This is a genomic window from Rhizobium sp. Root1204, from assembly GCF_001424965.1.
GTDB lineage: Bacteria > Pseudomonadota > Alphaproteobacteria > Rhizobiales > Rhizobiaceae > Pararhizobium.
In genome coordinates, this window is the sequence record NZ_LMCZ01000007.1 from 88,046 (window position 1) to 110,967 (window position 22,922).

General features: G+C 60.4%; 17 protein-coding genes. 6 read left to right on the forward strand and 11 right to left on the reverse strand.

All coding sequences use genetic code 11. The annotated features are described in order from the left end of the window. Positions 1-4: 4 nt before the first annotated feature. Both kdpA and kdpF read right to left on the reverse strand, forming a co-directional pair. Positions 5-1,708 carry a potassium-transporting ATPase subunit KdpA gene (gene kdpA / locus ASC96_RS10350; RefSeq protein ID WP_060502959.1) on the reverse strand — a complete coding sequence of 568 codons (1,704 nt, stop codon included), beginning with the start codon at positions 1,706-1,708 and terminating at the stop codon, positions 5-7. 27 nt (positions 1,709-1,735) lie between these two features. Beyond that, entirely contained in the window at positions 1,736-1,825 is a 90-nt protein-coding gene (gene kdpF / locus ASC96_RS10355; RefSeq protein WP_060502960.1) for a K(+)-transporting ATPase subunit F, read from the reverse strand. A gap of 557 nt (positions 1,826-2,382) precedes the next feature. Between kdpF and ASC96_RS10360 the strand changes: the two genes are divergently transcribed. The 5 genes from ASC96_RS10360 to ASC96_RS10380 all read left to right on the forward strand — a co-directional run bounded on the left by ASC96_RS10360 (position 2,383) and on the right by ASC96_RS10380 (position 11,293). Further along, on the forward strand, positions 2,383-6,027 hold the full coding sequence (locus ASC96_RS10360) for a FecR domain-containing protein (RefSeq protein WP_060502961.1): 3,645 nt from the start codon (positions 2,383-2,385) through the stop codon (positions 6,025-6,027). 8 nt (positions 6,028-6,035) lie between these two features. Beyond that, positions 6,036-8,015 (forward strand): CHASE2 domain-containing protein, encoded by a 1,980-nt coding sequence (locus ASC96_RS10365; RefSeq protein ID WP_060502986.1) that lies wholly within the window; start codon positions 6,036-6,038, stop codon positions 8,013-8,015. A gap of 323 nt (positions 8,016-8,338) precedes the next feature. Next, complete coding sequence (locus tag ASC96_RS10370) at positions 8,339-8,797, forward strand: hypothetical protein (protein ID WP_060502962.1); 459 nt, start codon at positions 8,339-8,341, stop codon at positions 8,795-8,797. A gap of 265 nt (positions 8,798-9,062) precedes the next feature. Then, positions 9,063-10,679, forward strand: a complete 1,617-nt coding sequence (locus ASC96_RS10375) for a SulP family inorganic anion transporter (protein ID WP_082512007.1) — start codon at positions 9,063-9,065, stop codon at positions 10,677-10,679. Further along, complete coding sequence (locus ASC96_RS10380; RefSeq protein WP_060502963.1) at positions 10,676-11,293, forward strand: ParB-like protein; 618 nt, start codon at positions 10,676-10,678, stop codon at positions 11,291-11,293. The genes ASC96_RS10375 and ASC96_RS10380 overlap by 4 nt, the downstream gene beginning before the upstream one ends. A 40-nt stretch (positions 11,294-11,333) precedes the next feature. On the opposite strand, the gene ASC96_RS10385 is transcribed toward ASC96_RS10380, so the two are convergent. Both ASC96_RS10385 and ASC96_RS10390 read right to left on the reverse strand, forming a co-directional pair. After that, positions 11,334-14,420: an efflux RND transporter permease subunit gene (locus tag ASC96_RS10385; RefSeq protein WP_060502964.1), complete on the reverse strand. Its 3,087-nt coding sequence runs from the start codon at positions 14,418-14,420 to the stop codon at positions 11,334-11,336. After that, positions 14,417-15,649 (reverse strand): efflux RND transporter periplasmic adaptor subunit, encoded by a 1,233-nt coding sequence (locus ASC96_RS10390; protein WP_082512008.1) that lies wholly within the window; start codon positions 15,647-15,649, stop codon positions 14,417-14,419. Before ASC96_RS10390 ends, ASC96_RS10385 begins: the two co-directional genes overlap by 4 nt. 303 nt (positions 15,650-15,952) lie before the next feature. On the opposite strand from ASC96_RS10390, the gene ASC96_RS10395 reads away from it, so the two are divergent. Next, the gene (locus tag ASC96_RS10395) at positions 15,953-16,711 is read left to right on the forward strand and encodes a Crp/Fnr family transcriptional regulator (protein ID WP_060502989.1); all 759 of its coding nucleotides are present in this window, start codon (positions 15,953-15,955) and stop codon (positions 16,709-16,711) included. Here ASC96_RS10395 and ASC96_RS10400 read toward each other — a convergent pair. The 7 genes from ASC96_RS10400 to ASC96_RS10430 form a co-directional block, all read right to left on the reverse strand. Then, the gene (locus ASC96_RS10400) at positions 16,692-17,195 is read right to left on the reverse strand and encodes a hypothetical protein (RefSeq protein ID WP_060502965.1); all 504 of its coding nucleotides are present in this window, start codon (positions 17,193-17,195) and stop codon (positions 16,692-16,694) included. The genes ASC96_RS10395 and ASC96_RS10400 overlap by 20 nt on opposite strands. A 104-nt stretch (positions 17,196-17,299) precedes the next feature. Beyond that, complete coding sequence (gene ccoS, locus ASC96_RS10405) at positions 17,300-17,470, reverse strand: cbb3-type cytochrome oxidase assembly protein CcoS (protein WP_060502966.1); 171 nt, start codon at positions 17,468-17,470, stop codon at positions 17,300-17,302. After that, positions 17,467-19,734, reverse strand: coding sequence for a cation-translocating P-type ATPase (locus ASC96_RS10410; RefSeq protein ID WP_060502967.1), 2,268 nt, complete (start codon positions 19,732-19,734; stop codon positions 17,467-17,469). The genes ccoS and ASC96_RS10410 overlap by 4 nt, the downstream gene beginning before the upstream one ends. After that, a complete protein-coding gene (locus ASC96_RS10415; protein WP_060502968.1) occupies positions 19,731-20,219 on the reverse strand; it encodes a FixH family protein in 489 nt (162 codons plus the stop codon). The genes ASC96_RS10410 and ASC96_RS10415 overlap by 4 nt, the downstream gene beginning before the upstream one ends. Then, positions 20,216-21,775, reverse strand: coding sequence for a cytochrome c oxidase accessory protein CcoG (gene ccoG, locus ASC96_RS10420; protein WP_060502969.1), 1,560 nt, complete (start codon positions 21,773-21,775; stop codon positions 20,216-20,218). Before ccoG ends, ASC96_RS10415 begins: the two co-directional genes overlap by 4 nt. 116 nt (positions 21,776-21,891) lie before the next feature. After that, a complete protein-coding gene (gene ccoP, locus ASC96_RS10425) occupies positions 21,892-22,767 on the reverse strand; it encodes a cytochrome-c oxidase, cbb3-type subunit III (RefSeq protein WP_060502970.1) in 876 nt (291 codons plus the stop codon). A 1-nt stretch (position 22,768) separates the two neighbouring features. Next, positions 22,769-22,918: a CcoQ/FixQ family Cbb3-type cytochrome c oxidase assembly chaperone gene (locus ASC96_RS10430; RefSeq protein WP_037103611.1), complete on the reverse strand. Its 150-nt coding sequence runs from the start codon at positions 22,916-22,918 to the stop codon at positions 22,769-22,771. Between the last annotated feature and the right edge of the window lie 4 nt (positions 22,919-22,922).

Consider the following 22,922-nt stretch of genomic DNA (forward strand, 5'->3'; position numbering starts at 1 on the left):
GCACCTAGAAGGTTTGACCCGATATCATCGCCAGGTGCTCGACGATCGGCCCGAGCGCCAGCGCCGGGAAGAAGGTGAGACCGCCGACGATCAGGATGACGCCGCAAAGCAGTCCGACGAAGAGCGGGCCATGGGTGGGGAACGTCCCTGCCGAAGCCGGCACCGTCTTCTTCATCACCAAAGAACCGGCAATGGCGAGCGCCGGAATGATCACCAGGAAGCGGCCCATCAGCATCGCGATGCCAAGCGTGATATTGTACCAGGGCGTGTTGCCGGTCAGACCGCCGAAAGCCGAGCCATTGTTGGCGGCAGCCGAGGTATAGGCATAGAGGACTTCCGAGAAACCGTGCGGTCCCGGATTTCCGATCGAGGCCACGCCTGTCGGCAGGAGGACGGCGACGGCGGTGAAGCCGAGCATGGTTGCCGGCAGGATGAGGATGGCGAGAACAGCCATCTTGACCTCCTTGGCCTCTATCTTCTTGCCGAGATATTCCGGTGTGCGGCCAACCATCAGTCCGGCGACGAAGACCGTCAGGATGACGAACATCAGGATGCCGTACAAACCCGCGCCAACGCCGCCGATAATCACTTCGCCCAGTTCCATATTGAGCAGCGGGATCAGGCCGCCCAATGCGGTGAATGAGCCGTGCATGGCATTGACGGCACCACAGGAGGCGGCCGTCGTGACGACCGCGAACAGCGAAGAAAGGACGATGCCGAACCGAACTTCCTTGCCTTCCATATTGCCACCTTCAAGGCCCATGGCATGGACCAGCGGATTGCCGGCTGCTTCAGCCCAATAGGTCACCGCGACACCGGCGAGGAAGAGCACGCCCATCGTGGCAAAGATTGCCCAACCCTGGCGCTGGTTTCCGACCATGCGGCCGAAAACATTGGTGAAGGCCGCGCCGATCGCGAAGATCGACACCATCTGGATGAGGTTGGAAATTGCGTCGGGATTCTCAAAAGGATGCGCGGAGTTCGCATTGAAGAAGCCGCCGCCATTGGTGCCGAGCATCTTGATTGCCAATTGCGAGGCGACCGGGCCGAGCGCGATGGTCTGCTGCGCACCTTCGATCGTCGTTGCCGTTAAGTAGGCGCCGAGCGTCTGCGGTACGCCGAGATAGACATAGGCAATCGTCAGTAGGATGCAGATCGGCAGAAGGATGTAGAGCGTGGCACGGGTCATATCGACCCAGAAATTGCCGATCGACTTACCGGAAGCGCGCGCAAAACCGCGGATGAGCGCAACGGCGATGGCCATGCCGGTGGCGGCAGAGGCAAAATTCTGCACCGTCAGACCAGCCATCTGCACCAGGTAGGACATCGTGCTTTCGCCACCATAGTTCTGCCAGTTGGTATTGGCGACGAAACTGGAGGCGGTGTTGAACGAAAGCTCAGGCCCAACAGCGGTCATGCCCGCAGGGTTGAACGGCAGGAAGCCCTGGAACCGCTGCAGCGCATAGAGAATGGCAAAACCGGCAAGATTGAACAGGAGCAGGGAGAACACGTAGCTCGTCCAGTGCTGCTCTTCCTTCTCGCTGGTGCCGGACAGCCGGTAGAGACCGCGTTCGACCGGAGAAAAAAGGGGCGACAGCAAGGTGCGCTCACCACCGAAGACGCGCGTCATATAGGCGCCAAGCGGCTTGATGAGCAAAATGACGATCCCGCAGAAGATGAGGATCTGGATCCATCCGTTGAGTGTCATGGCAATAACTTTCCGAACCTGGCGTTGTTAGAAGCGCTCAGGGCGAATGAGGGCGTAGGTCAGATAGGCAAGCAGAAACACGGACACGCCGGCTCCGAGCACATAATCGACAAGCATTTCTCTGAATCCTTCGAACTAGAGACGGTCGCAGGCCCGGGCATAGGCAAACGACAGCGCGAAAAACAAAACGCCGATCCCGATCAAGACAATATCCATCATCGATCCAGGCTCCTTTTGTTGAATTTCATCTTTCCCTCCTCTTCAAAGAAGGGCGGCGACGCGAAAGAGGCCCCGTTTGATCATGCTCAACGCAAGATCCGGGGCCTGAATTCCACGCTGACTATCGCCCCGAACCACATTAGTGTTCGAGACGGGGCGTCCGGGAGAGATATAAAAATCTCATAGGATTTTGCGGAAACGCACCAGCGGCAGCGCCATCGTGATGGTCATTGCCTGTTCAATACAGGGTCAGGTCGAATAACTCGCATCCGCAGAACGTTCCTGGGAGAGCCGCAACTGATACTTCCCATGTATCGTCAGGAACAACCAACAGTTCTGCATTGTGTTTCCTTATTTCGACACTTGCCACGCAAAGCAGAATCAGGACCGCCGCCCCACTTGACTTTTGGGTTACTCAAACTCAGTGATTATCCGTGCATTCTTGGGGAAACTGCATGAAATATACGCCGGTTGGTGCTGCCTTGGGAGTGCTCTGTCTCGCCATGCCGGCGCAGGCTGACCCTTTGCCGCGCCCATCCCCGGCTGCCGGGTCGGTCATTGCCCGCAAATCCGGCGAGGAAGTGCGCTTTGTCGATATTTCCGGCTGGCGTTATGTCGATCTGCAGCAGGCCCTTTTGAGCGGCGACGTGCTGCGCACCAACGCAACCGGCCAGCTTGCCGTTCTCTTCTCAGACCGCACCCAGGTGCGGCTTGGCCGCAACACCTCGCTGCTGGTCAAGCGGATGGGCGGCACCGGCGATACAGGGCTGGAGCTGCAATCCGGCACCATCTGGGCTCGCGCCGAACGCGGCGGCCAGGGCGTGGTGATCGACACGCCGGCAGCGGCGGCCGCCATCCGCGGCACGGACTGGACGATGACAGTCGGCGCCGACGGCAAAACGTCGCTGATCGTGCTGGACGGTGTGGTCGAGCTCAGTAATGCGCAGGGCAGCGTCACGGTCTCACAGGGCGAAGGCGCCGTTGCGGCAATCGGGCAAAAGCCGTCAAAGATCGTCATCGCCAAGCCGAAAGACAGGGAACAGATGCTGTTCAATCTGTCGCTGAGGAGCGCATTCCAGTGGATGCCGGCAACGCCATTGATCGTGCCGCAGATGCGCAAGGAACGCGACCGCCTCGAAGCGGAAGAAGCTGGCGCGCGTTCGGCGGAAGATTGGTTGAGCCTGTCGGAAATCTATCTTTCGCTGGAGGGAAAAGAAAAGGCGAAGGCTGCCCTCAATCAGGCGCGCGCTCAAGGTTTGCGCGGCTCTCAGATCGCACGCGCCAACTTGATCGACGCTTTGATCGCCGGCTCGGAAAACCGCTACCGGGACGCCGCGGCGTTGTTTGAAAAAGCAAGACCGGGGCTTGACGCCAAGCGCAGTGCAATTGCGGCCTATGGCGGTTATTTTGCTCGCTCACTTGCGGACCCCAATCATGTCGAGCAGCCTCCCCGGCTCACCAACAGCGGCTATGCCGGCATGGCGAAGGCCTGGACTGCCGGTTTCCGCGAAGATATTCCGGCAGCCCTGGAAGTCATCAAGGAAAGCGAGCGCAATACGCCCGGCGACCCGACTTTACCCGGCGCCCGTGCCCAACTCGGCATCATGCTGGCTGACGAAAAAGAGGTTGTCGATGGGTTTGAGCGCGCGCTCGCAATCGATCCGGATGATCCGACCGGCCTCGAAGCCCGAGCGAACTACAAGCTTTTTATCCGAAGCGACCGGCAAGGCGCGCTCGACGATCTGAATCGCGCCCTTAGAACCGCACCTGGCTCCAGCTCTATCTGGAACACGATCGGCCTTGCCCAAAGCGACAGAGACGCCAACCGGGAGGCTGAAGCCGCCTACAAAAAGGCAATCGAGCTCGATCCGCTGGACCCGGTCAGTCACGCCAATCTCGCACTTTTGTATCTCACGGAAGGGCGCATGGCCGAGGCCAAACATGAGATCGACGAGGCCTTGCGGGTCGATCCATCCTTTGACATCGGGCTGATTGCGCGCGGCCGGTACTATTTACAGCGCGGCGAAATGGACAAAGCGGTGCAGGATCTGCTCGCCGGCTCGACCGCAAATCCCGGCTACTCGCAAGGACAGCTGATGCTGGCCGCCGCCCTTTATGAGAAAGGCGATCGGATCCCCGCCGCCCAGGCGCTAGACAATGCCGGGCGGCTTGATCCCCACGATCCGGTCATTGCTTCCGTCCGGACGTCAATGGCCATTCATGAATACGACTCCGACAACGCGATACGCTATGCGCAGGAGTTCTTGAGATTGGGCCGTGCCCGCGGCGGTGATTTCATTTCGTTCAGCGCCAACCAGAGCGCCGGTTCAGTTCTCAACGACGCATTCCGTCTCCAAGGGCTAGACGCCTGGGGGCAGTATTACGGCGATGCGGTGTTTGATCCTTTCACCGGTACGTCCTATCTGGACCAATCCGTGCACGGCAGCGTCAACCCATTCGCCAACACCTACGCCTATGGCGGGAACGCGACGGACTACGTTCAGAATGGCTCCAGCTATTCCTCCTTCATCCAGGCTTTGATGCTCGATCCGCATATGCTCGCCAGCAGTGAGCGTACATTAATGCTGGTCAACTCGCCATTTATCGAGACGTCCCTCGGAGGTGGATTCAACACGAGCGGCAGCGACACTGACTGGCTTGCGGAAGGACAGGTACAGGGTTACGCCAACGCGGTATTTCCAGTCAGTTTCAATATCAACGCACGATGGGAAACGACGCCATTTTCCGGGCGCTTCCCCGGCGATCTCGGATATTATGACGGCAGCACCGAAGTCAAAACGGCGAATGGATATCTTACGGCGTCACCCACGCCAGATGATCGCATCGTTTTCTACGCCAACTATTTGACAGACAATTTTCTACAGAACACCAGCCTGTTCAGCTCCACACCGGCACCAATAACCTACCTTATCGACCGCGACGATGAATCAAGAACGACAGGAGCCGGTATCGGCTGGAGTCACACAATCGAGCATCGTAACATCGTCAATTTGGCTTTGTTCTATGGCGACGAACGCGCAGATATCGGGACCACCCTGGGAACTGACCTCGGCAGCCTATCCTCAATCGACACAAGCAAACAGAGAACCTATATTGCCGCAATCAATCACACCCTCGGCTATGATGACCTGACCTGGCGCTACGGCCTCGAAGGCGGCTGGGCCGACACGTATTTCCGCCAAGAGATTAATGGCATTCCACTCTATGAGCCGCTTGAGGGGCGTTATGATATTGGAAAAGCCTATGTCGACGTCTTGCATGATATCAGCAGTAGCCTGAGGGCGGAGTATGCCCTTTTCGGCACCTATATCAGCGGCGAAAATGTCGAAGTTAGCCGATTGGAGCCTCGCGCGGGATTGGCCTGGACACCGATAGAGGGACATTGGCTTCGCGCCGCCTATATGCGTGAGAGCTACGACTTCAGTGCACCGACATTGTCGCCGATTGGCGTTGTTGGAATTCAGCCTAATGCCTATGGAATAGGACTTGATGGCCGCGCCGATACGATTGCCTTGCGTTGGGACGCGGAATGGTCTGATCGATTTTTCACCGCAGTCGATTTTCAGCACCAGGATCTGCATAAGGTATCGATTGCCTTCCCGCAAACATCGCCACTTCCTTATATTCCGGGTTCAGCGTTGGGAACGGCCTTCCAAACAGACGAAGGCCGGATCGACAGAGCGAGCCTGACTGCGAACTTGGCCGTGGGCCATGGTTTTGGGCTATCGGGAACGATTGCCCGGACCAGTTCCGAGGATCAGGATCCAGCAAGCTTGACGTTCGGCGACTCCTTACCCTTCATACCCGAAACATCCGGGCAGGCGGCAATCACCTGGGTTAATCAGGCGAATATCAAGGTGATGCTTGCCGCGAACTACGTGGGGAAACGCGATACCGGGTTGAAAACAAAACTGGATGGCTATTGGACAATTGATGGCAACCTGACATGGGAGCCATTCGACAAACGGTTCGTCCTTGAGTTGGCCGCCTACAATCTGCTCGACGAAGAATTTGACGTGGCTCCACTGACACCGGGCTGGGGACGTTCGTTCAGAGGCTCGCTCAAAGTGCGCTTTTGATGACAAAAATGGCGAAAGAGCCCATAGCCGAGAACCGCTTCAACATCGGCACAGCAGCCCGCCGCAGCGGGCGCCGCCGCGCTGGCCTTGCCATACTTGCCGCTCTTGTCACAGTAATTCTCTCCCTCGCTTCGCTCACGTCTCCCTTCTCGCTCATCGAACTGCGCAGCTTCGACTATCTATCCACGCTTGCCCCGCCGCCCCTTCCCGAAGACGGCCCCGTCATCGTTGCCATCGACGAGCCCTCAATGACCGAGATCGGCAGCCAGTGGCCGTGGCCGCGTGCCTTGCATGCACGGTTGATCGAGGCACTGCGCGCCGCCGGTGCGAAGGCCATCGGCATCGACGTGATCTTTGCCGAGCCTTCGGCCACGCCGGAAAATGACGCGGCTCTTGCTGAGACGCTCGGTCCCGATGTCGTTCTGGCCGGTGATGAAACGCTGATCGAGACGCCCCATGCCGACCAATTCGTGCGGACGGAGCCGTTGGCAGAGTTTGTTGCCCGCGGCGCTAAAACGGGCATCGCCTCGGTTCATCTGAGCGGTGACGGAACATTGCGGCAGGTGCCGGGCTATGCCGACGGTTTTGCCGCACAATTGGCCGAGGTTGCCGGCCGGCCAAAACAGCCAGTATCCGGAACCGCCCTTCTCCAGACATTCGGCCCGGCACGAACCTATCCGACGGTGTCGTATTACCAGGCGCTCGATCCCGGCCAATTCCTGCCGGACGGTCTCTTGCGCGATCGCGTCGTCATTGTCGGCCTCAGTCTGCAGAATGCACCGACCCTCAAGGATGGCGGTGCCGACGCTCTTGCCACGCCATTCACCGTCCACACCGGCCATCTGGTCTCGGGCGCCGAAATACAGGCGACGATCTTCGACAATATGACGCATAGCCTGTTCATCACCAAACCGGGACAAGGAGCGGTCATTGCAGCGATTGCGCTTGGAGCATTGCTGGCCTCGGGCGTGGTTTACCGGGCAACCGGATGGCAAACCATGGTGGTGAGCATGGCCGTGCTGATCCTGCTGATCGCCGCGAGCTACGCGCTGTTGCGGCTTGGCCATATCTTCGTCTCGCCGGTCGGCCCGGCACTGGCATACCTGTCCGTTGCCGTCAGCCAGACGGCGCTCGACTACGCAGCCGAGCGGCGCAGCCGCCGCGATATCACCCGGGCCTTCTCGCGCTATCTGTCCCCAGCGCTGGTCGAGCGCCTTGCCGATGACCCGTCGCAATTGAAACTGGGCGGCGAACGCCGGACGCTGACCATCCTCTTTTGCGACGTGCGTGGCTTCACCACCATTTCCGAGGCGCTGAAGGACGACCCCGAACAGTTGACGACGCTGATCAACCGGCTGCTGACACCGTTGTCCGACATTGTGCTCGAAAACGGCGGCACCATCGACAAGTATATCGGCGACTGCCTGATGGCCTTCTGGAACGCGCCGCTCGACGATCCCCACCATGCCAGCCATGCGGCTGGCGCGGCGCTGAAGATGCTCGGAGCGATCGAGCGCCTGAATGAAGACTTGCGGCGGGAGGCTGCGGACGCTGGTATCGAGGCACGGGTGCTGAAGATCGGTATCGGCATCAACACCGGTGACTGTGTCGTCGGCAATATGGGGTCGGCGCGCCGTTTCGACTATTCCGTGCTCGGGGATGCCGTCAATCTCGCCTCCCGTCTCGAAGGTGAATCGAAGAATTACGGCGTGCCGCTTTTGCTCGGCGAACTTACGGCATCGCTCTGCGCCGCGGATTTCACCATCGCCGAACTCGACAGCATCACCGTCAAGGGCCGCACCACGCTATCGCCGATCTTCACCATACTTCCAGCGCTCAAGGCCGGGCCGCTTGAAACGCACCGGCAGTTGATCGCCGCCAAATATGCCGGCAGCTTGACCAGCAACGATCCGGCCTTCCCCGAACTCGAACATACGATCCCCCACCTTGCCGGCTATTACCGCCTGCTCCGGTCAAGACTGACTTGAAGGTCAGGCGAGATTTCTGCTCTTCCTGGATCGGAAGCCAGTTCCGCCCAAAAATGGAAGTTCGTATCGACAGCCGCGCTCCGGTTTGAGGGTGCCCGTCCCTGCATCAAGTCACGCTTCCCCCTCCCGCAATTGATCGAAATTGTGGCAGGCACGGGAATCAGAATATTACTTTAATTTAACATGATCTTACTGAGATAGAGCAGTATATTCCAGATCGAAGCTATGTATTGCCGGCGGCCATCGCACCGCGACGCGACACTATAGGATAGCTTCCTATCGAGAGACGTTTCAGCAACGTCGTTATATCAGAGGTAACGCAAATGTTCTCTTTTGCAAAAACCGCAGCAATCTCCGCGATTTTCATCACGACCTCCATGGGGGTCGCTTTCGCCGGCACCCACGGCGAACCCGGCCGCGACCATGATCACCATAACGGGTTCCACGACCGCTCGATGCTGGGCGACAACGACATCACGACCGACGTCACCCCGAGCCCAACCTATATTGTTCCGGCCTATGCGCCTGCTTATGTCCACCAGTCGCGGCTCAATACGATCCTTGCCGAACTCCGGGCCGACAACCGCACCATGAACGCAGACAGATCACGCGGCCTTCTGACAAGCGCTGAATATCAGCGCCTGAGAGCCGACGATGCGTGGATACGCCACGAAGCCATGACCGTGGCTGATCATCACAACGGTGCGATACCGGCAGCTCGCTACGCTGCCCTGCAAAATCAGGCCGAGCAGCTTCACGCCAACATTCACCGAATGGCATGAAGGCCTGCCAGCCCCGAGCATACAGCATCGCCTGCATGTTCGGGGCTGGCATGTATCCGGCATCGCAAACCGGACGATCTCCGTGGTCCGTTCAAATGGGGAAGTTCAAACCTTAGCCCATTTCGCAAATCTGCCCAGCAACATGGATCACTCCCACTAAAGCCGCGATGAAGAACTGCCCGAAGCGCCGTTGCGGCGCAAAGCCTGATGCAAGGCAACCTGTGATATTGATCCTATCTCGAAAGCGGAGGAGAGCCGGTCCGTCATGCGCAAGGGAGACTGGATTGCGGGTCTGTCGGTCGCGGGATTGATGCTGCCCGAAGCTGTCGCCTATGCCGGGATAGCCGGTCTGCCGCCGCAGCGGGCGATCTGTGCGGCGATTGCCGGCTGTCTTGCCTATGGACTTATTGGACGAAGCCGGTTTGCGATCGTCAGTCCCACCTCCTCCTCCGCCGCCATCCTGGCGGCAACGCTGCTGACGATGCCGGGCTCCGCCGACGACAAAACGGTGCTTGCAACGATCCTGGTCGCTCTTGTCGGCATTCTCTTCCTGATCGCTTCGATTGTCCGGCTTGGAAATCTGGCAGGATTCATATCACGGCCCGTGCTGCGCGGTTTCGCGTTCGGGCTGGCGATCACGATTATCCTGCGTCAGATACCGGTTCTGACCGGTGTACAGGTTAATACCTCAAATCTGCTGTATCTGGTCACCGGCCTGATTTCGTCGGTGCCGCAATGGCATATGCCAAGCGTTCTTGTCGGCGTGACCGCGCTTGCTGCGCTGATCGGGCTTCGCCGCGTTCCCATTCTACCCGGGGCGTTTCTGGTTCTCTGCGCTGGCATCGCCACTTCGGCCCTCTTCGATCTTTCCCGTCACGGCGTTGCCCTTGTCGGGACTATCCCGCTTCTGCCGGCTTGGCCCGATTTCTCATCTCATCAATGGACGGAAGTCATAGCACTTCTGCCCTTCGTCTTGCCGTTGGTACTCATCCTGTTTGCCGAATCCTGGGGCACTATCCGTTCGTTTTCGCTGCGCCACAATGAGACCGTCGAAGCAAACCGGGAGCTTGGCGCGCTTGGTCTCTCAAACCTCGCCAGTGCCATCGTCCAGGGCATGCCGGTCGGAGCCGGGTTCTCGGCCGGAGCGGCAAGCGAGGCTGCCGGCGCGCAAACCGGGGCGACCGCGGTCGTCGCGGCGCTCGGGCTGACGCTGCTGATTGCCTTTGCCGCCGCACCTGTCGCACTCCTGCCCCAGCCGGTCTTGGCAGCGGTGGTCATCGCTGCATTGACCCATGCACTCGATCCCATGCCGTTGTTGCGCCTGTGGCGGCTAAAACGCGACGGCTATATCGCACTGGGTGCTGCTCTCGGCGTGCTGGTGTTTGGTGTCCTCGACGGCATGCTGGTGGCAATCGCATTGTCGCTGGTAGCGCTGCTCAAGCGCCTTGCATCGCCCTATGTGGCACGTCTTGGACGGCTCGCCGGAGGCCACGACTTTGTCGATATCGCCCGCCATTCCGACGCATTCCCGGTTTCCGGGGTCACCGTCTGGCGGCCGGCGCAACCTTTGTTTTTCGCCAATGCGGATGCCATTTTGAACACGATCGTCAGCCGCGTTCGAGCGGACGGCCGCAGCAAGTGCGTTGTCGTCAGCCTCGAGGAAAGTTTTGATCTGGACAGCACCGCACTCGATGCGCTGCTGGAATTCGACACCGCATTGAGAGCCGCCAGCAAGCGGGTGCAATATGCCCGCGTGCATGACCAGGCCCGCGATCTGATCATGGCGGCAGCACCTGAGCTTGCAAGCCGCTGCAGCGTCAGCGTCGATGATGCTGTTTCAGCCGTTCTGACCCAAGCATCCAGCACCCGAGGTGCCCCATGACACAAACCTACGAACCCCACCTTCAACCCGTGGCGATAGCAAGCCTGCGGCCAACGCAAATGACGGTCGGCTTTCGCGAAGTCGCCGAAAAACGGCTGGAATGGCGCGAGATTGCCGGGCATGACGGCGCCGATTTTCTCGGCCGCCATATGGTTCCCGTCGTCATTGGCTGGAAGAAGCGTAGCTATCTGATCGATCATCATCATCTCGTCAGGGCATTGCAGGAAGAAGGCGTAGCGCATGTCCTGACCAGCGTCGTTGCCGATCTCAGCGATCTCGCGAAACCGGAATTCTGGTCGGTGATGGATCACTATCGCTGGAGTTACCCCTTCGACGCGGCAGGCGAGCGGCAACCGCATAACAGCCTGCCCAAATCAATCGGCGGGCTGACCGACGATCCCTACCGGTCGCTGGCTGGCGCAGTTCGCCGCGCCGGCGGTTATGCCAAGGACAATACGCCGTTCAGCGAGTTCATGTGGGCGGATTTCCTCAGAAGCCGCATCGATGTGAAACTGCTGCACCGGGATTTCAAAGACGCCGAAATTGCGGCTCTCAGGCTCGCGCGGACCAAGTCCGCAAAGCATCTGCCCGGTTGGTGCGGCCCAAGCGACTGATCTGCCGACCGCAAACCGATAGCGGCCAGTCTCCGAGCGATTACTCCGCGGCAACAATGGCGCCCTTGCGTGACCAGAGCGACCGGACGACGGCGGACACCCGTTCGATCTCGGCGAAGATGACCGGCGTGATGAACAGCGTCAGTACCTGACTGACCAGCAACCCGCCGACAACCGCCACCCCGAGAGGTTGGCGCAGCTCCGAGCTGGCGCCGGTTCCGACGGCGATCGGCAGTGCGCCGAGAAGGGCGCAAAACGTCGTCATCATGATCGGCCGGAAACGCCGGACGGCCGCCAGATGAATGGCCTCGTGCGGTTCATGATGCTGGTCGCGCTGCAATGTCAGCGCCACATCGATCATCATGATGGCGTTCTTCTTGACGATACCGATCAGCATCAGCAGGCCGACTAGCGCAATGATCGACAGATCGAATCCGAAAATCCTCAATGTCAGCAGCGCCCCGAATGCTGCCGACGGCAGGCCGGAGAGAATGGTCAGCGGGTGCAGGAAGCTCTCGTAAAAGACGCCGAGCACCACGTAGATGATCAGCACCGCTGCGCCAATCAACAGCCCGGTATTGCCGCTTGCCTGCTCGAAAATCTGGGCGGCACCGGCATAGTTTGTCGTGACCGTTGCAGGAAGTTTGATCTGCTGCTTGAGCGCATCGACGCGCGCGGTCGCAGTCCCGAGCGATACGCCCTTCGGCAGATTGAAAGACAGGGTGACGGCCGTCAGCTGTCCCGTCTGATTGACGGTGACCGGCCCTGCTTCTCGCGTTACCCGCGCGAAGCTCGACAGCGGCACCAGCGTTCCCGACGAAGATGCAATCCGGATTGCCGATAGCGACTGCTCGTTCCAGTCCAGCGACTGATCATATTCGATAATCACGTCATAGCTGTTGCCGGTGGTCTGGATCTGCGTGACGACGTAACTGCCGAAGGCTGCCTCCAGCGTCGTGCGCAACGCCTGCGAGGAGATTCCGAGACTGTTTGCCCGATCGTTATCGACGGTGACATGCGCCTGAAGCGCGTTGTTCTGCAGATCGGTGGCAACATCGACAAAATGGGCAGGGTCTGCCCGCATCGCATCGCCCAGCGTCTGCGACCATTGCCGTGCCGCGGCAGCATCAATCGATTGCAGAACGACCTGGTAGAGGCTCTGGGTGCTGCGCCCGCCAAAGCGCAGGCTCTGCTGGGGCGTGATGAAGGTTTTCAATCCGGCAATCTCTGACAGCGAATGCCGCAGGGCCTGCAGGGTCGTATCAAGCGGCGGACGCGTATCGCGCGGTTTCAGCTGAACGAGAAGAGAACCGGCATTGAGTGCCGATCCACCTGGCCCGGAACCAAGGGTCGAGGTCACGTGTGCGACGGACGGGTCGCTGGAGACAATGGCGGCCGCACGGGCCTGCAACACGCTCATCGCCTGATAGGATATGTCCTGCCGCGCCTGAGTCGAGATTGTCAGGATGCCAATATCCTCTGAGGGGAAGAAGCTTCGCGGCAGGCTGGCGAACATCCATCCGGACGCGACAAACGTGGCAGCGAAGACCAGCATGACGATTGCTCGATGGTTCAGGCACCAGCCGACGGCCCGGCCGTAGGCGGCGGTCACTCTGTCGAACAGACCCTGACGCTTCGGCTCCTGCATATCCCGGTGCGGCAACCGGGCCGCAAGCATCGGGGTGACGGTCAGCGATACGGTGGCCGAGGACAGGATCGCCAATGTGACGACGACCCCGAACTCGTTGAGCACGCGCCCGACGATGCCGCCCATCAACAGGATGGGCAGGAAGACGGCGACCAGCGAAATCGACATCGAAATGATGGTGCCGGTGACTTCGCGGCTGCCCTCGATGGCCGCCTCAAGCGGCGCCATGCCCTCCTCCACCTTGCGAACGATATTTTCCAGCATGACGATGGCATCATCGACCACAAGACCGACCGAGAGGGTCAGGCCGAGAAGCGAAATATTGTCGATGGAAAAACCGAGCGCATACATCGCGGCCAGTGTCGCCACCAGCGACAAAGGCACGGCGAGCGCCGGGATAAGTGTTGCCGAAACGCGCCTGAGGAACAGGTAAATGACCAGAACCACGAGCCCAATGGTGATCATCAGCGTCGTCTCGACATCGGCCACCGCCGCACGGATCGAGACTGAGGCGTCGTTGACGATGTTGATGTGCATGTTGGCAGGAAGGTTGGCCTGCAGGTTCGGCACCTTGGCCAGAATGGAATCGACCACTACCACGGTGTTGGCACCGGGCTGGCGCTGCACGGCAAGCGCGATGGCCGGCTTGCCGTCAAGCCAGCTACCCTGATTGACGATCTGTACGCTGTCGACGACATCCGCGACATCATCCAGCCGGACGATGCGGCCGCCGGGCTGGGCGATGATCAGTGTTTTGAACGCCTCGGCATCGCTGCGCTGGGTCGCGACATCCACCGTCAGTGCCTGCGATTTGTTTTGCAAGGTGCCGACAGGGGATTGATCGTTGGCGACAGCAACCGTCGCCGCCAGCCCATCCAGCGAAAGGCCGCGGCTTTCCAGCTTGTTCGGATCGACCTCGATCCGTACCGCATAGGCCTTCGCGCCAAACACCTGCGCCTGCGCCACGCCGGAAATGGTCGAGAGCGCCGGGGAAATGATGTTTTCTGCGACGTCGTCCATTTTCGTCAGCGAGGCACCATCTCCGGTCAAGGCCAGGATCAAAACCGGCGCATCGGCAGGATTGGCCTTGCGATAGCTGGGCGGCGCCGTGAGGTTGTCCGGCAATTGCCGTTGGGCTCTGGCAATCGCTGCCTGCACATCGGCCGCAGCGGCATCGATATCGCGAGAGAGATTGAACTGGATGGTGATCTGACTGTTGCCGAGCGACGAACTGGCACTGATCGTATCGATCCCGGCGATGGTCTCGAACTGCTTGATCAGCGGCGTAGCGACGGAACTGGCCATCGTATCCGGCGAAGCGCCGGCGAGCTGTGCCGTGACATTGATGGTCGGGAAATCAGCCTGTGGCAGGGCGGCGACAGGCAGGTTGGTGTAGGCGGAAGCCCCTGCGAGCAGAACACCAACGATCAGGAGGATGGTCGCGACGGGACGCCGGATGAAGATTTCGGAGATCTTCATTCGATCGCTCCGCCTTCAGCCATCGTTTCAGGTGCTACCACCGGCGCCGATACGATTTCGACTGGTGTTCCCTCTACCAGGCCCGCCTGTCCTTCGGTGACGACGATCTCGCCCGCCTTCAGGCCAGTGGCGATGCCGGTCGTATCCCCAACGCTGAAAGCGACCTTCACCTTGCGCACCTCAACGGTCTTGTCCTTTCTGACGACGTAGCAGACGGCACCGTCGCTCTGCGGCTGCACCGAGACTGTGGGCACCAGGACCAGGTCCTTCTGCTCACCGGCAGTGACCGTGACACGCAGCGACTGTCCCGGCCAGAATGTCCCGTTGGCATTATCAAGACGCGCCCGCATCTTGAACGTGCCGGAGGGTGCATCGACCGCATTGTCGATGAACACAATCGGTCCAGTCTCTCCTGCCGTTTTATCCTGCGACAGGGTGGGGGAAATGCTGACATTCAGTTGCCCGTCTGCAAGCGCCTGACGGGCGAGAGCCAGATCCGTTTCGGGTAGCGTGAACTCCGCATAGACCGGCTTCATCTGCGTCAGCGTGACGATATCCTCACCCGGCGCGACATAGGCCCCGGGCGACAACAGGATCACCCCGAGCTTACCGTCGAAGGGTGCGCGCACTTGTGTTTGCGTCAGCGCCACCTTGTCGGCAGCCAGCGTGGCACTATCGACGCCGATTGCCGCTTCCGCCTGTTTGGCGGCCGCGATTGCATCATCATATTGCTGGCGGGTCTCTGCGCCGTCATTGCTCAACGCCTCTACCCGCTTGAGGTTTGTATTGGCTTCGTCGAGTGCTGCCTGATCCTTGGCAAGCAGGGCGGTGTCCCGCGCTATGTTCGCATTGATCGTGCGATCGTCGAGTTGCACCAGCAAGGTGCCCGCGGTGACTTCGGCACCGTCCTTGACCAGGATCTGCGCGACGGTGCCCGATGCCGGGCTCGAAAGAGCGGTGGACGCGAAGGGGACAATGGTTCCGAGCGAACTGCGCGTCACCGGCAGCGCGCCGGCTTTTGCGGCCGTCGTAGTGACGGTCACGGCGTTGCGCACATGTCCGGTGGCTGCCGTCGCTTTATCTGCTTCGCTGTTCGGCTTGCTTTCGGCGGAATCGATCGAAAGAAGGCGTGCGATCGGGTCTGGCAAATAGCGGCCGAGTTCTGCGCGGCCAAGAAAGACACCAGCAGCAACAACAATCACAACAAGAAGTGAATTCCGGTACCGCATGTTGTTTTCCTTCGATGGCAACAACGCTTTTGCCGAATACTCGGATTATCCGAATACTAACGGTTATCAATGACCTCGAACCGGGCAACACGGTGTCAGGAATGACCAGGCCAGAATTAAATTCTGTTTAGAATTCCAATGATGATCTTGTCAGAACTGCCTGATCCCGGGGCCGGTTGATTGGCATATCCGCCGGACGATCGGCGCCGCACGGGCGACCCGCGACGAAAGGTCCGCGATGCCAGCCAACTTCGCAGCGGCAAAGGCCGGTGGAATCTGCTAATACGTGTTCCAGTTGCAAATTTGACCAAGCATTGGGGAACCAAACTGTCTGAAACGGCCCGGATCGATATCCACAACTCCGAGACGCCCATTCTCTGTCGAAGCTGCGAAGTGCGTCACAAGGGATTGTGCGGCGCGCTTGATGCCGGGCAGTTGCTTGCCATGGCAAAGCACACCCGCATGACCCGCCACGAGGCCGGCAAACTGCTGGCCGGCGAGGAAACGCCGATCCAGTCCTATGCCAACGTCATGCGCGGCGTCGTCAAGCTGACAAAGGTGCTTGAGAACGGCCGCCAGCAGGTCGTCGGCCTGCAGTTCGCGCCGGATTTCCTGGGCAGACTGTTTGGTCGGGAGAATGCAGTGACGGCAGAGGCTGCGTCCGATGTCGAGCTCTGCGAAGTTCCCCGCGCCGCCTTCGAGCGGCTGGTGGCCGAATATCCGCAGATGGAACACCGGCTTTTCGCTCAGGTTTTGCGCGAGCTCGATGAAGCCCGGGACTGGATGGTCACGCTTGGACAGAAGACCGCGGCCGAAAAGGTCGCCAGCCTATTGTATCTGATCGCTGGCCATATCAACCCATCAACCGGCACCGAAACACGCGACACCGCCGAGTTTGATCTGCCTTTATCGCGCATGGACATTGCTGAATTTCTCGGTCTGACGATTGAGACAGTTTCGCGCCAGATCACCAAGCTGCGGACCGAAGGGGTGATTGCCGTAGTCGCCAACCGCGAGATCACAGTCCCGAGCCTCAGCCGCCTCAAGGCTCGCTGCGGTTAACCGGCAACGCCGGGGCTGCGCAAAGCATTGGGAGCAAAACGGTGCAATCAAACCGGATGCGCCGCCTGGCGCAATCGAAATAGGCCCGCAGCATGTAACCGAGCGTTTCCGGTGACGGTTTGACCAGCCCTGTACCAAACGCGCGCAGAGCATCGCAGAGCTCTTCGGCATAGCATTCCTCCTCGATCTGCTCGTAGTGGATCTGGTCGAGGATTTCCGGCAGACCAAGCGGCATTCGCCCGCATTTCGCAATGAATGGAAGGATGATTTCCTCTTCCAGGCGATGTACGGCCGTCAGGATCGGCGGGATCGCCCGGCGAAGATGCAGGCATTCACCGTGCGCGACATTGTCCGGCAGCCGGTCTGCAAGACTTTCCAGGGCATCGCACAGGACCATCTGGTCCTTGAGTGCATGTTCCAGCCGATCAAGCGCCGGATGAATTCCTGTTATAACCTTTTCCCATCCCGGCAGCTTCGCGTCCATCGATGGCCCTCCCCGGTTCGGCATTTGCCCGTGTCGCAGCGAACATGCCGCCGTTTCCTCTGCCTGATGAAACATCCACGCGCCTCCTGCCACCTTGACCTCGATCAAGTAGCCCCGTTGTCTTTCGGCTGTGTGCGCTCGTCATCAAGCAGTATCCGCTGTGCCGCGCCGTCCATGTCCTCGTACTGACCGCTCCTCAGCGACCAGATGAAAGCGCCGAGCCCGGCCAATCCGAGCGAGATGGCAACTGGCATGAGATAGATCAGCGATTTCATCGCAACTGGCCCTCCGGGTTGGCAGCTGGCGATAATGACGGCGCGTCGAAATGGCCCGCCCCGGCATTGAGACGCAGGGCGTTGCCGATCACCAGCAGCGAGGATGCAGACATGGCGATGGCGGCAACGAGCGGCGTCACGTAGCCAAAAACCGCGATAGGGATGGCAAAAGCGTTGTAGCCGATTGCCAGCGCCAGATTCTGCCGGATCAACCGGCCAGCCCCGCGCGACACATCCAGCGCCACGGTAACGGCGCTCAGCGAATCGCGCAGGAAAACGAAATCGGCGGCATTGCGGCCAACGTCCGCAGCCGTCGCCGGTGCCATGGAAACATGCGCTGCGGCAAGCGCCGGGGCGTCGTTGAGCCCGTCCCCGACCATCAGCGGTCGCCGGCCCTCCCGCGCCAGTGTCTGCAGGCGTTCGAGTTTGCCGGCGGGTAAAAGCCCGGCGCCATAGCGTTGGATCTTCAAGGTTTTCGCAACAGACTGCACCGCCGCCTGTGTGTCCCCCGAAAGAAGTTCGACAGCCATGCCGCTCTGATGCAGATGCTCGATGGTCGAAGCCGCATCCGGGCGAAGCTTGTCGCGGAAGGTGAAGCGGGCAATGACGATCCCGTCTTCCGAAAGCGCCGTCGTCGTGCCCGGCGCGCCCGGTTCGATCGTTCCCGCCCAGGGGCTGCGCCCAAGGCGATAGGTCTTGTCGGCTATCGCCGCCTCGATCCCGAGCCCCGGATGTTCGGTGACCCGGTCAGCCCGGACATCCGGATAATGAAGGCCGGGATGCGCTTTCCAGATGGCGCGTGAGGCGGGATGGCTTGAATATCCCGCCAGGGAGACAGCGACGGCAAGAGCTGTTTCGTCCCGCGCGTCGCTGCTGGCAAGACTCAACTGGCCCAACGTCAGGGTTCCCGTCTTGTCGAATACGGCAGTATCCGCCTCGGCAAGCCGTTCCATGGCCGACCCGTCCTTGACCATGATGCCGCGTTCGAACAACCGGCGCGCGGCAACGACCTGGACGATCGGAACAGCCAGTCCCAAGGCGCATGGGCAGGTGATGATCAGAACCGCAATCGCGATGGTGATGGCCTTGTGCCAATCACCCGAGACCAGCAGCCAGCCGATCCCTGTGAGAAATGCGGTCAGATGAACCGCCGGTGCATAATAGGTCGCGGCCCGGTCGGCGATGCGCCGGTAGAGCCCACGGCCAGCTTCGGCCGCTTCCATCAGCCGGATGACTTCGGCGAGAAACGATGCTTCAGCAGCGGCGGTGACTTCGATCGTCAGCGGGCCTGTCAGGTTGAGCGTACCGGCGCTGATGGTATCGCCGGCCTTTACCGGACGCGGGTCGCTTTCGCCCGTCACCAGCGAGCAATCGAGCTCGGAGAGACCCTGCCGGACGATGGCATCGACTGGAATGCGATCACCGGCGGCAATGAACACCTTCATTCCGGGCTCTATCCGCGCGAGCGGCATATATTCACGGCTACCATCCGGTCCAAGAACCACCGCGCCCGCAGGGGTCATCCGCACGAGACTGCTGACGGCCGAGCGGGCCTTCTCACGCATGACGTGATCAAGCACGCGACCGATCAAAAGGAAAAACAGAAGCGAGGCGACGGCATCGAAATAGGCATGCTGGCCGTGGTTGATCGTCTCGTAAAGGCTCATACCAAAGGCAAGCGAGATGCCGACCGCGATGGGCACGTCCATGTTGGTGCGGCCATGCCGGAGCGCCGATACCGCCGAGCGAAAGAAGATGCCGCCGCCGAACAGGAGCGCCGGCAGCGCAATCAGCGCCGAAATCCAGTGGAACAAATCGCGCGTTGCACCTTCGGCCCCCGACCAGACAGAGACGGACAAGAGCATGATGTTCGCCGTGGCAAAACCGCAGACAGCGACCGCCCGGATCAGCTCGGACCGGGTGCGATCACCTTCACCGTCCTGCTCGGAAAACAGATGTGCGGGATAACCGAGCCGGTACAACACCCCACAGAAATCCGGAACAGCTCCATCGCGCCAGCGGATCGAAACTCGCCGGGTGGAGAGGTTGACGCGGGCATGCTCGACGCCCTCGAGCTTGCTCAGCGCCCGCTCGATCTTGCCGATGCAGGCAGCGCAATGCACATCCGGCACGGACAGATTGGTCTGCCTCAAACCGTCGCCGAGCACGTGGCTGAGCAGGCGGATTTCATCCGCCGGCGGAATCGCCTGGCGCTCCGCCTCCAGCTCGAGCATCGATGCATTGCCGACGGCACAGCAGCTCATTGGCGTTTTCCATCCTTGATCAGAACACGTTCGCTATGGCGGTAGGGCACGGCCAGGCCGCCTTCGACCTCGACATTGACCACCCAGATGCCGGGAGATACCGCTGAGGAGGCGCTGAGCTGGCCATCTCCCGACGGAACCAGTACCGCCGACCAGTCCGCCGCCTCAAAGCTCGGATGCTGGAAGGTCGCTTTGCCACCGGTCATTTTCACCGGATTGCCAATACGGTCGGCCAGCGTGAAGGTGATCTTTCCAGCGGCGATGTCGAGCTTCGGCACCCAGCCGAGATCGTTCTGGGCTCGTACCGCGATCATCTTTTCGTTGAACTGCTGGCTGGCGACATAGGAATTCTCGACCACCAGTCCGGTCCAGCTGGTCACGGCAAACCGCGCCATGACAAAGTTGACGGCGATAATGACCCCGAAGAAGGCAAGCATGATCAGCAGCATATGCCGGCCGGTAAATTCACGGGATTGAAGTTTCATTTCGAGCCTCCCGGTGCCTGGAATGTTGCCGTGTAGGTTTTTGTCTCGGGGCCTTCTGTATCCTCGATGACGAACCGGAAGGTCTGCACCTGCTTGTCAGCAACGTGGCGCGGCTGGGTGACAAAAACCTTCAGGCTGCGCAGACGGTCCGGCTCGACCGGTACAAGGAATGTTCCGTCACCCTGAGCCTCGTTACCGGCGATCGCGACGGAGCTTTGCGGCAAGCCCTCGATCCGCACGGCCATCACACGCGGCTTGGCGATCATGTTGAGGATTTTCAGTGTGTAACCATTGCGCACCGATCCATCCGACAACATGACGAATTGCGGATTACGATCATGCAGGACGTTGACGTCGAGCCGGTCGCGGGTGACCAGCGCATAAACGAGGCCGATGCCGACCAGCGACCAGAGTGCGGCGTAGAGCAACGTTCTTGGCCGCAGGAACGAGGCGAGACTGATATGGCGCAGCGTCGCCGCGAGCTTGCCGTCAGGTGTGCGGACGCGCGCCGGGTCGATCGGCTGGGTGCCTCCGGCCGTCGCCAGCGCCATGTTGGCATTGTAGTCGTTGAGTGTCGTATAGGAGATCAACCCGCGCTCCCGGCCGAGCTTGTCCATCACGCCGTCACAGGCGTCGATGCACAGCGCGCAGGTGATGCACTCCAGCTGCTGGCCGTCGCGGATATCGATCCCCATCGGACAGACGGCGACACAGGCGTTGCAATCGACGCAATCGCCGACCACCGCACCCTGCGCTGCCGATTTCTTGGCGTGGCGCGAACGCGGCTCGCCGCGCCAGTCGTTGTAGGTCACCGTCAGCGACGCCTCGTCGAGCATCGCCGCCTGGATGCGCGGCCACGGGCACATATAGGTGCAGACCTGCTCGCGCATCAGCCCACCGAAGATGTAGGTCGTTGCCGTCAGGCACGCGATGGTGCTGTAGGCGACGATTTCAGCCTGGCCGGTGAAGACATCGACAAGCAGTGTCGGTGCATCGGCAAAATAGAAGATCCAGGCCCCGCCGGTGGCCACCGCGATCAGCAGCCAGATGACGTGTTTGGTGGTCCGCAACACCAGCTTGCGCGGCGAATAGGATTCCTTGTCGAGCTTGATGCGCGCATTGCGATCACCCTCGATCGCCCGCTCGACGACCAGAAAGAGGTCAACCCAGACTGTCTGCGGGCACGTATAGCCGCACCAGGCGCGCCCGACCGTCGAGGTCAAAAGGAACAGGCCGAGACCGGCCATGACCAGCAGACCGGCAACGTAGAAAAACTCCTGCGGCCAGATTTCGATGAAGAAGAAATAGAAACGCCGGTTGGCGATATCGATCAGCACGGCCTGATCCGGTGCATAACCGCCACGGTCCCAGCGCAGCCAGGGCACCAGATAGTAGATGCCGAGCGTGATCGCCATAATGAGCCATTTGAAACGGCGAAATCCTCCCGAGGCGCGCTTCGGGAAGATCTTTTTACGCGGCGCATAAAGCACCTGCCGCTGCTTCTGCGAATTGACCGCCTCGGCGTCCAGTCTTTCGATGTCCATTTTTTCCAGCATTCCAGCCCTCAAGGGCATGACGCCGGCAAGGCCGGCCACTCGTCTTTGAACCGGAGAGTGGCACGTGATGGCGCCAATCTCCTTGATCGAGGTCAAGCGACCGTAACGCGAGAAATCTATTTGCCGCCGCCGAGCGAATAGACATATGCCGCAAGTTCCTTGACCGTGACATCACCAAGGCGTCCGCCCCAGGCCGGCATGACGCCGTGTTTCGGCGCACGGATTTGCGCGGCGATCGCCTCCTCACCATCCACCAGCAACGACAGGCTGTCGGCAAGATTGGGCGCGCCCATCTCCTGATTACCCTCGCCACGGTCGCCGTGGCAGCTCGCGCAGTTCTGGGCGAATATCTGCGCGCCGGGCGCCGTTTCCTCCGGAAAGCCGGTGCCGTTCGACAGATCGGCAACGAACGTGGCGACGGACGCGATCTCCTCGGGTTTCAGAATGTCGCCGAAGGCGGGCATTTCGCTGACATGCGTGTCGGCGTCTTCCGGCGCACGAACACCATGGGCGATCGTCGTCAGAATCTGCTCCGGCGTTCCACCCCAGAGCCAATCATCATCATTGAGGTTCGGGAACCCTTTCGAACCCTGCGCGCCCGATCCATGGCACTGGATGCAGTTGACTTTGAAGGCGGCGCTGCCGGCGGCCGTTGCAACCGTTCGCAGCGTCTCGTCGGCAAGAATCTGTTGCATATCGGCGGCCTTAATGGCCGCGACATAGCCTGAGCGAGCCGCTTCGGCAGCGGCCAGTTCGGAGCGTACATCGGCACGGCTCGAATAGCCAAGCACGCCAGTGGTGGCGGACGTCAGCAACGGCCAGGCAGGATAGAAGACCGTGTAGACCAGGGCCCAGACGATACAGGCATAGAAGGACACGACCCACCAACGCGGCAGCGGATTGTTGAGCTCCTTGATGCCATCCCATTCGTGCCCGGTCGTCGATACGCCCGACAACTCGTCCAGATGAGGATCTTTATGAGGATCGTGCATGTCAGTCATCCTTGAGCGGGATTTGTGCGGCTTCATCGGCAGATTTCCGGCTACCGGGGCGGAACGCGAAGATCAGCGTGCCGACGAAGAACAGCGTCATCGCCAGAAGGCCCCAGCTGTCGGCGAAGGTCCGTAGTTGTTGGTATTCCATCTGG

Bases quoted from the DNA above. Each gene is read 5' to 3' on its own strand.
- ccoP (WP_060502970.1), bottom strand. From the start codon at position 22,767: ATGCACGATCCTCATAAAGATCCTCATCTGGACGAGTTGTCGGGCGTA.
- ASC96_RS10430 (WP_037103611.1), bottom strand. From the start codon at position 22,918: ATGGAATACCAACAACTACGGACCTTCGCCGACAGCTGGGGCCTTCTG.
- ASC96_RS10410 (WP_060502967.1), bottom strand. From the start codon at position 19,734: ATGAGCTGCTGTGCCGTCGGCAATGCATCGATGCTCGAGCTGGAGGCG.
- ASC96_RS10370 (WP_060502962.1), top strand. From the start codon at position 8,339: ATGTTCTCTTTTGCAAAAACCGCAGCAATCTCCGCGATTTTCATCACG.
- ASC96_RS10400 (WP_060502965.1), bottom strand. From the start codon at position 17,195: ATGGACGCGAAGCTGCCGGGATGGGAAAAGGTTATAACAGGAATTCAT.
- ccoS (WP_060502966.1), bottom strand. From the start codon at position 17,470: ATGAAATCGCTGATCTATCTCATGCCAGTTGCCATCTCGCTCGGATTG.
- ASC96_RS10380 (WP_060502963.1), top strand. From the start codon at position 10,676: ATGACACAAACCTACGAACCCCACCTTCAACCCGTGGCGATAGCAAGC.
- kdpA (WP_060502959.1), bottom strand. From the start codon at position 1,708: ATGACACTCAACGGATGGATCCAGATCCTCATCTTCTGCGGGATCGTC.
- ASC96_RS10360 (WP_060502961.1), top strand. From the start codon at position 2,383: ATGAAATATACGCCGGTTGGTGCTGCCTTGGGAGTGCTCTGTCTCGCC.
- ASC96_RS10365 (WP_060502986.1), top strand. From the start codon at position 6,036: ATGGCGAAAGAGCCCATAGCCGAGAACCGCTTCAACATCGGCACAGCA.
- ccoG (WP_060502969.1), bottom strand. From the start codon at position 21,775: ATGCTGGAAAAAATGGACATCGAAAGACTGGACGCCGAGGCGGTCAAT.
- kdpF (WP_060502960.1), bottom strand. From the start codon at position 1,825: ATGCTTGTCGATTATGTGCTCGGAGCCGGCGTGTCCGTGTTTCTGCTT.
- ASC96_RS10415 (WP_060502968.1), bottom strand. From the start codon at position 20,219: ATGAAACTTCAATCCCGTGAATTTACCGGCCGGCATATGCTGCTGATC.
- ASC96_RS10375 (WP_082512007.1), top strand. From the start codon at position 9,063: ATGCGCAAGGGAGACTGGATTGCGGGTCTGTCGGTCGCGGGATTGATG.
- ASC96_RS10390 (WP_082512008.1), bottom strand. From the start codon at position 15,649: ATGCGGTACCGGAATTCACTTCTTGTTGTGATTGTTGTTGCTGCTGGT.
- ASC96_RS10385 (WP_060502964.1), bottom strand. From the start codon at position 14,420: ATGAAGATCTCCGAAATCTTCATCCGGCGTCCCGTCGCGACCATCCTC.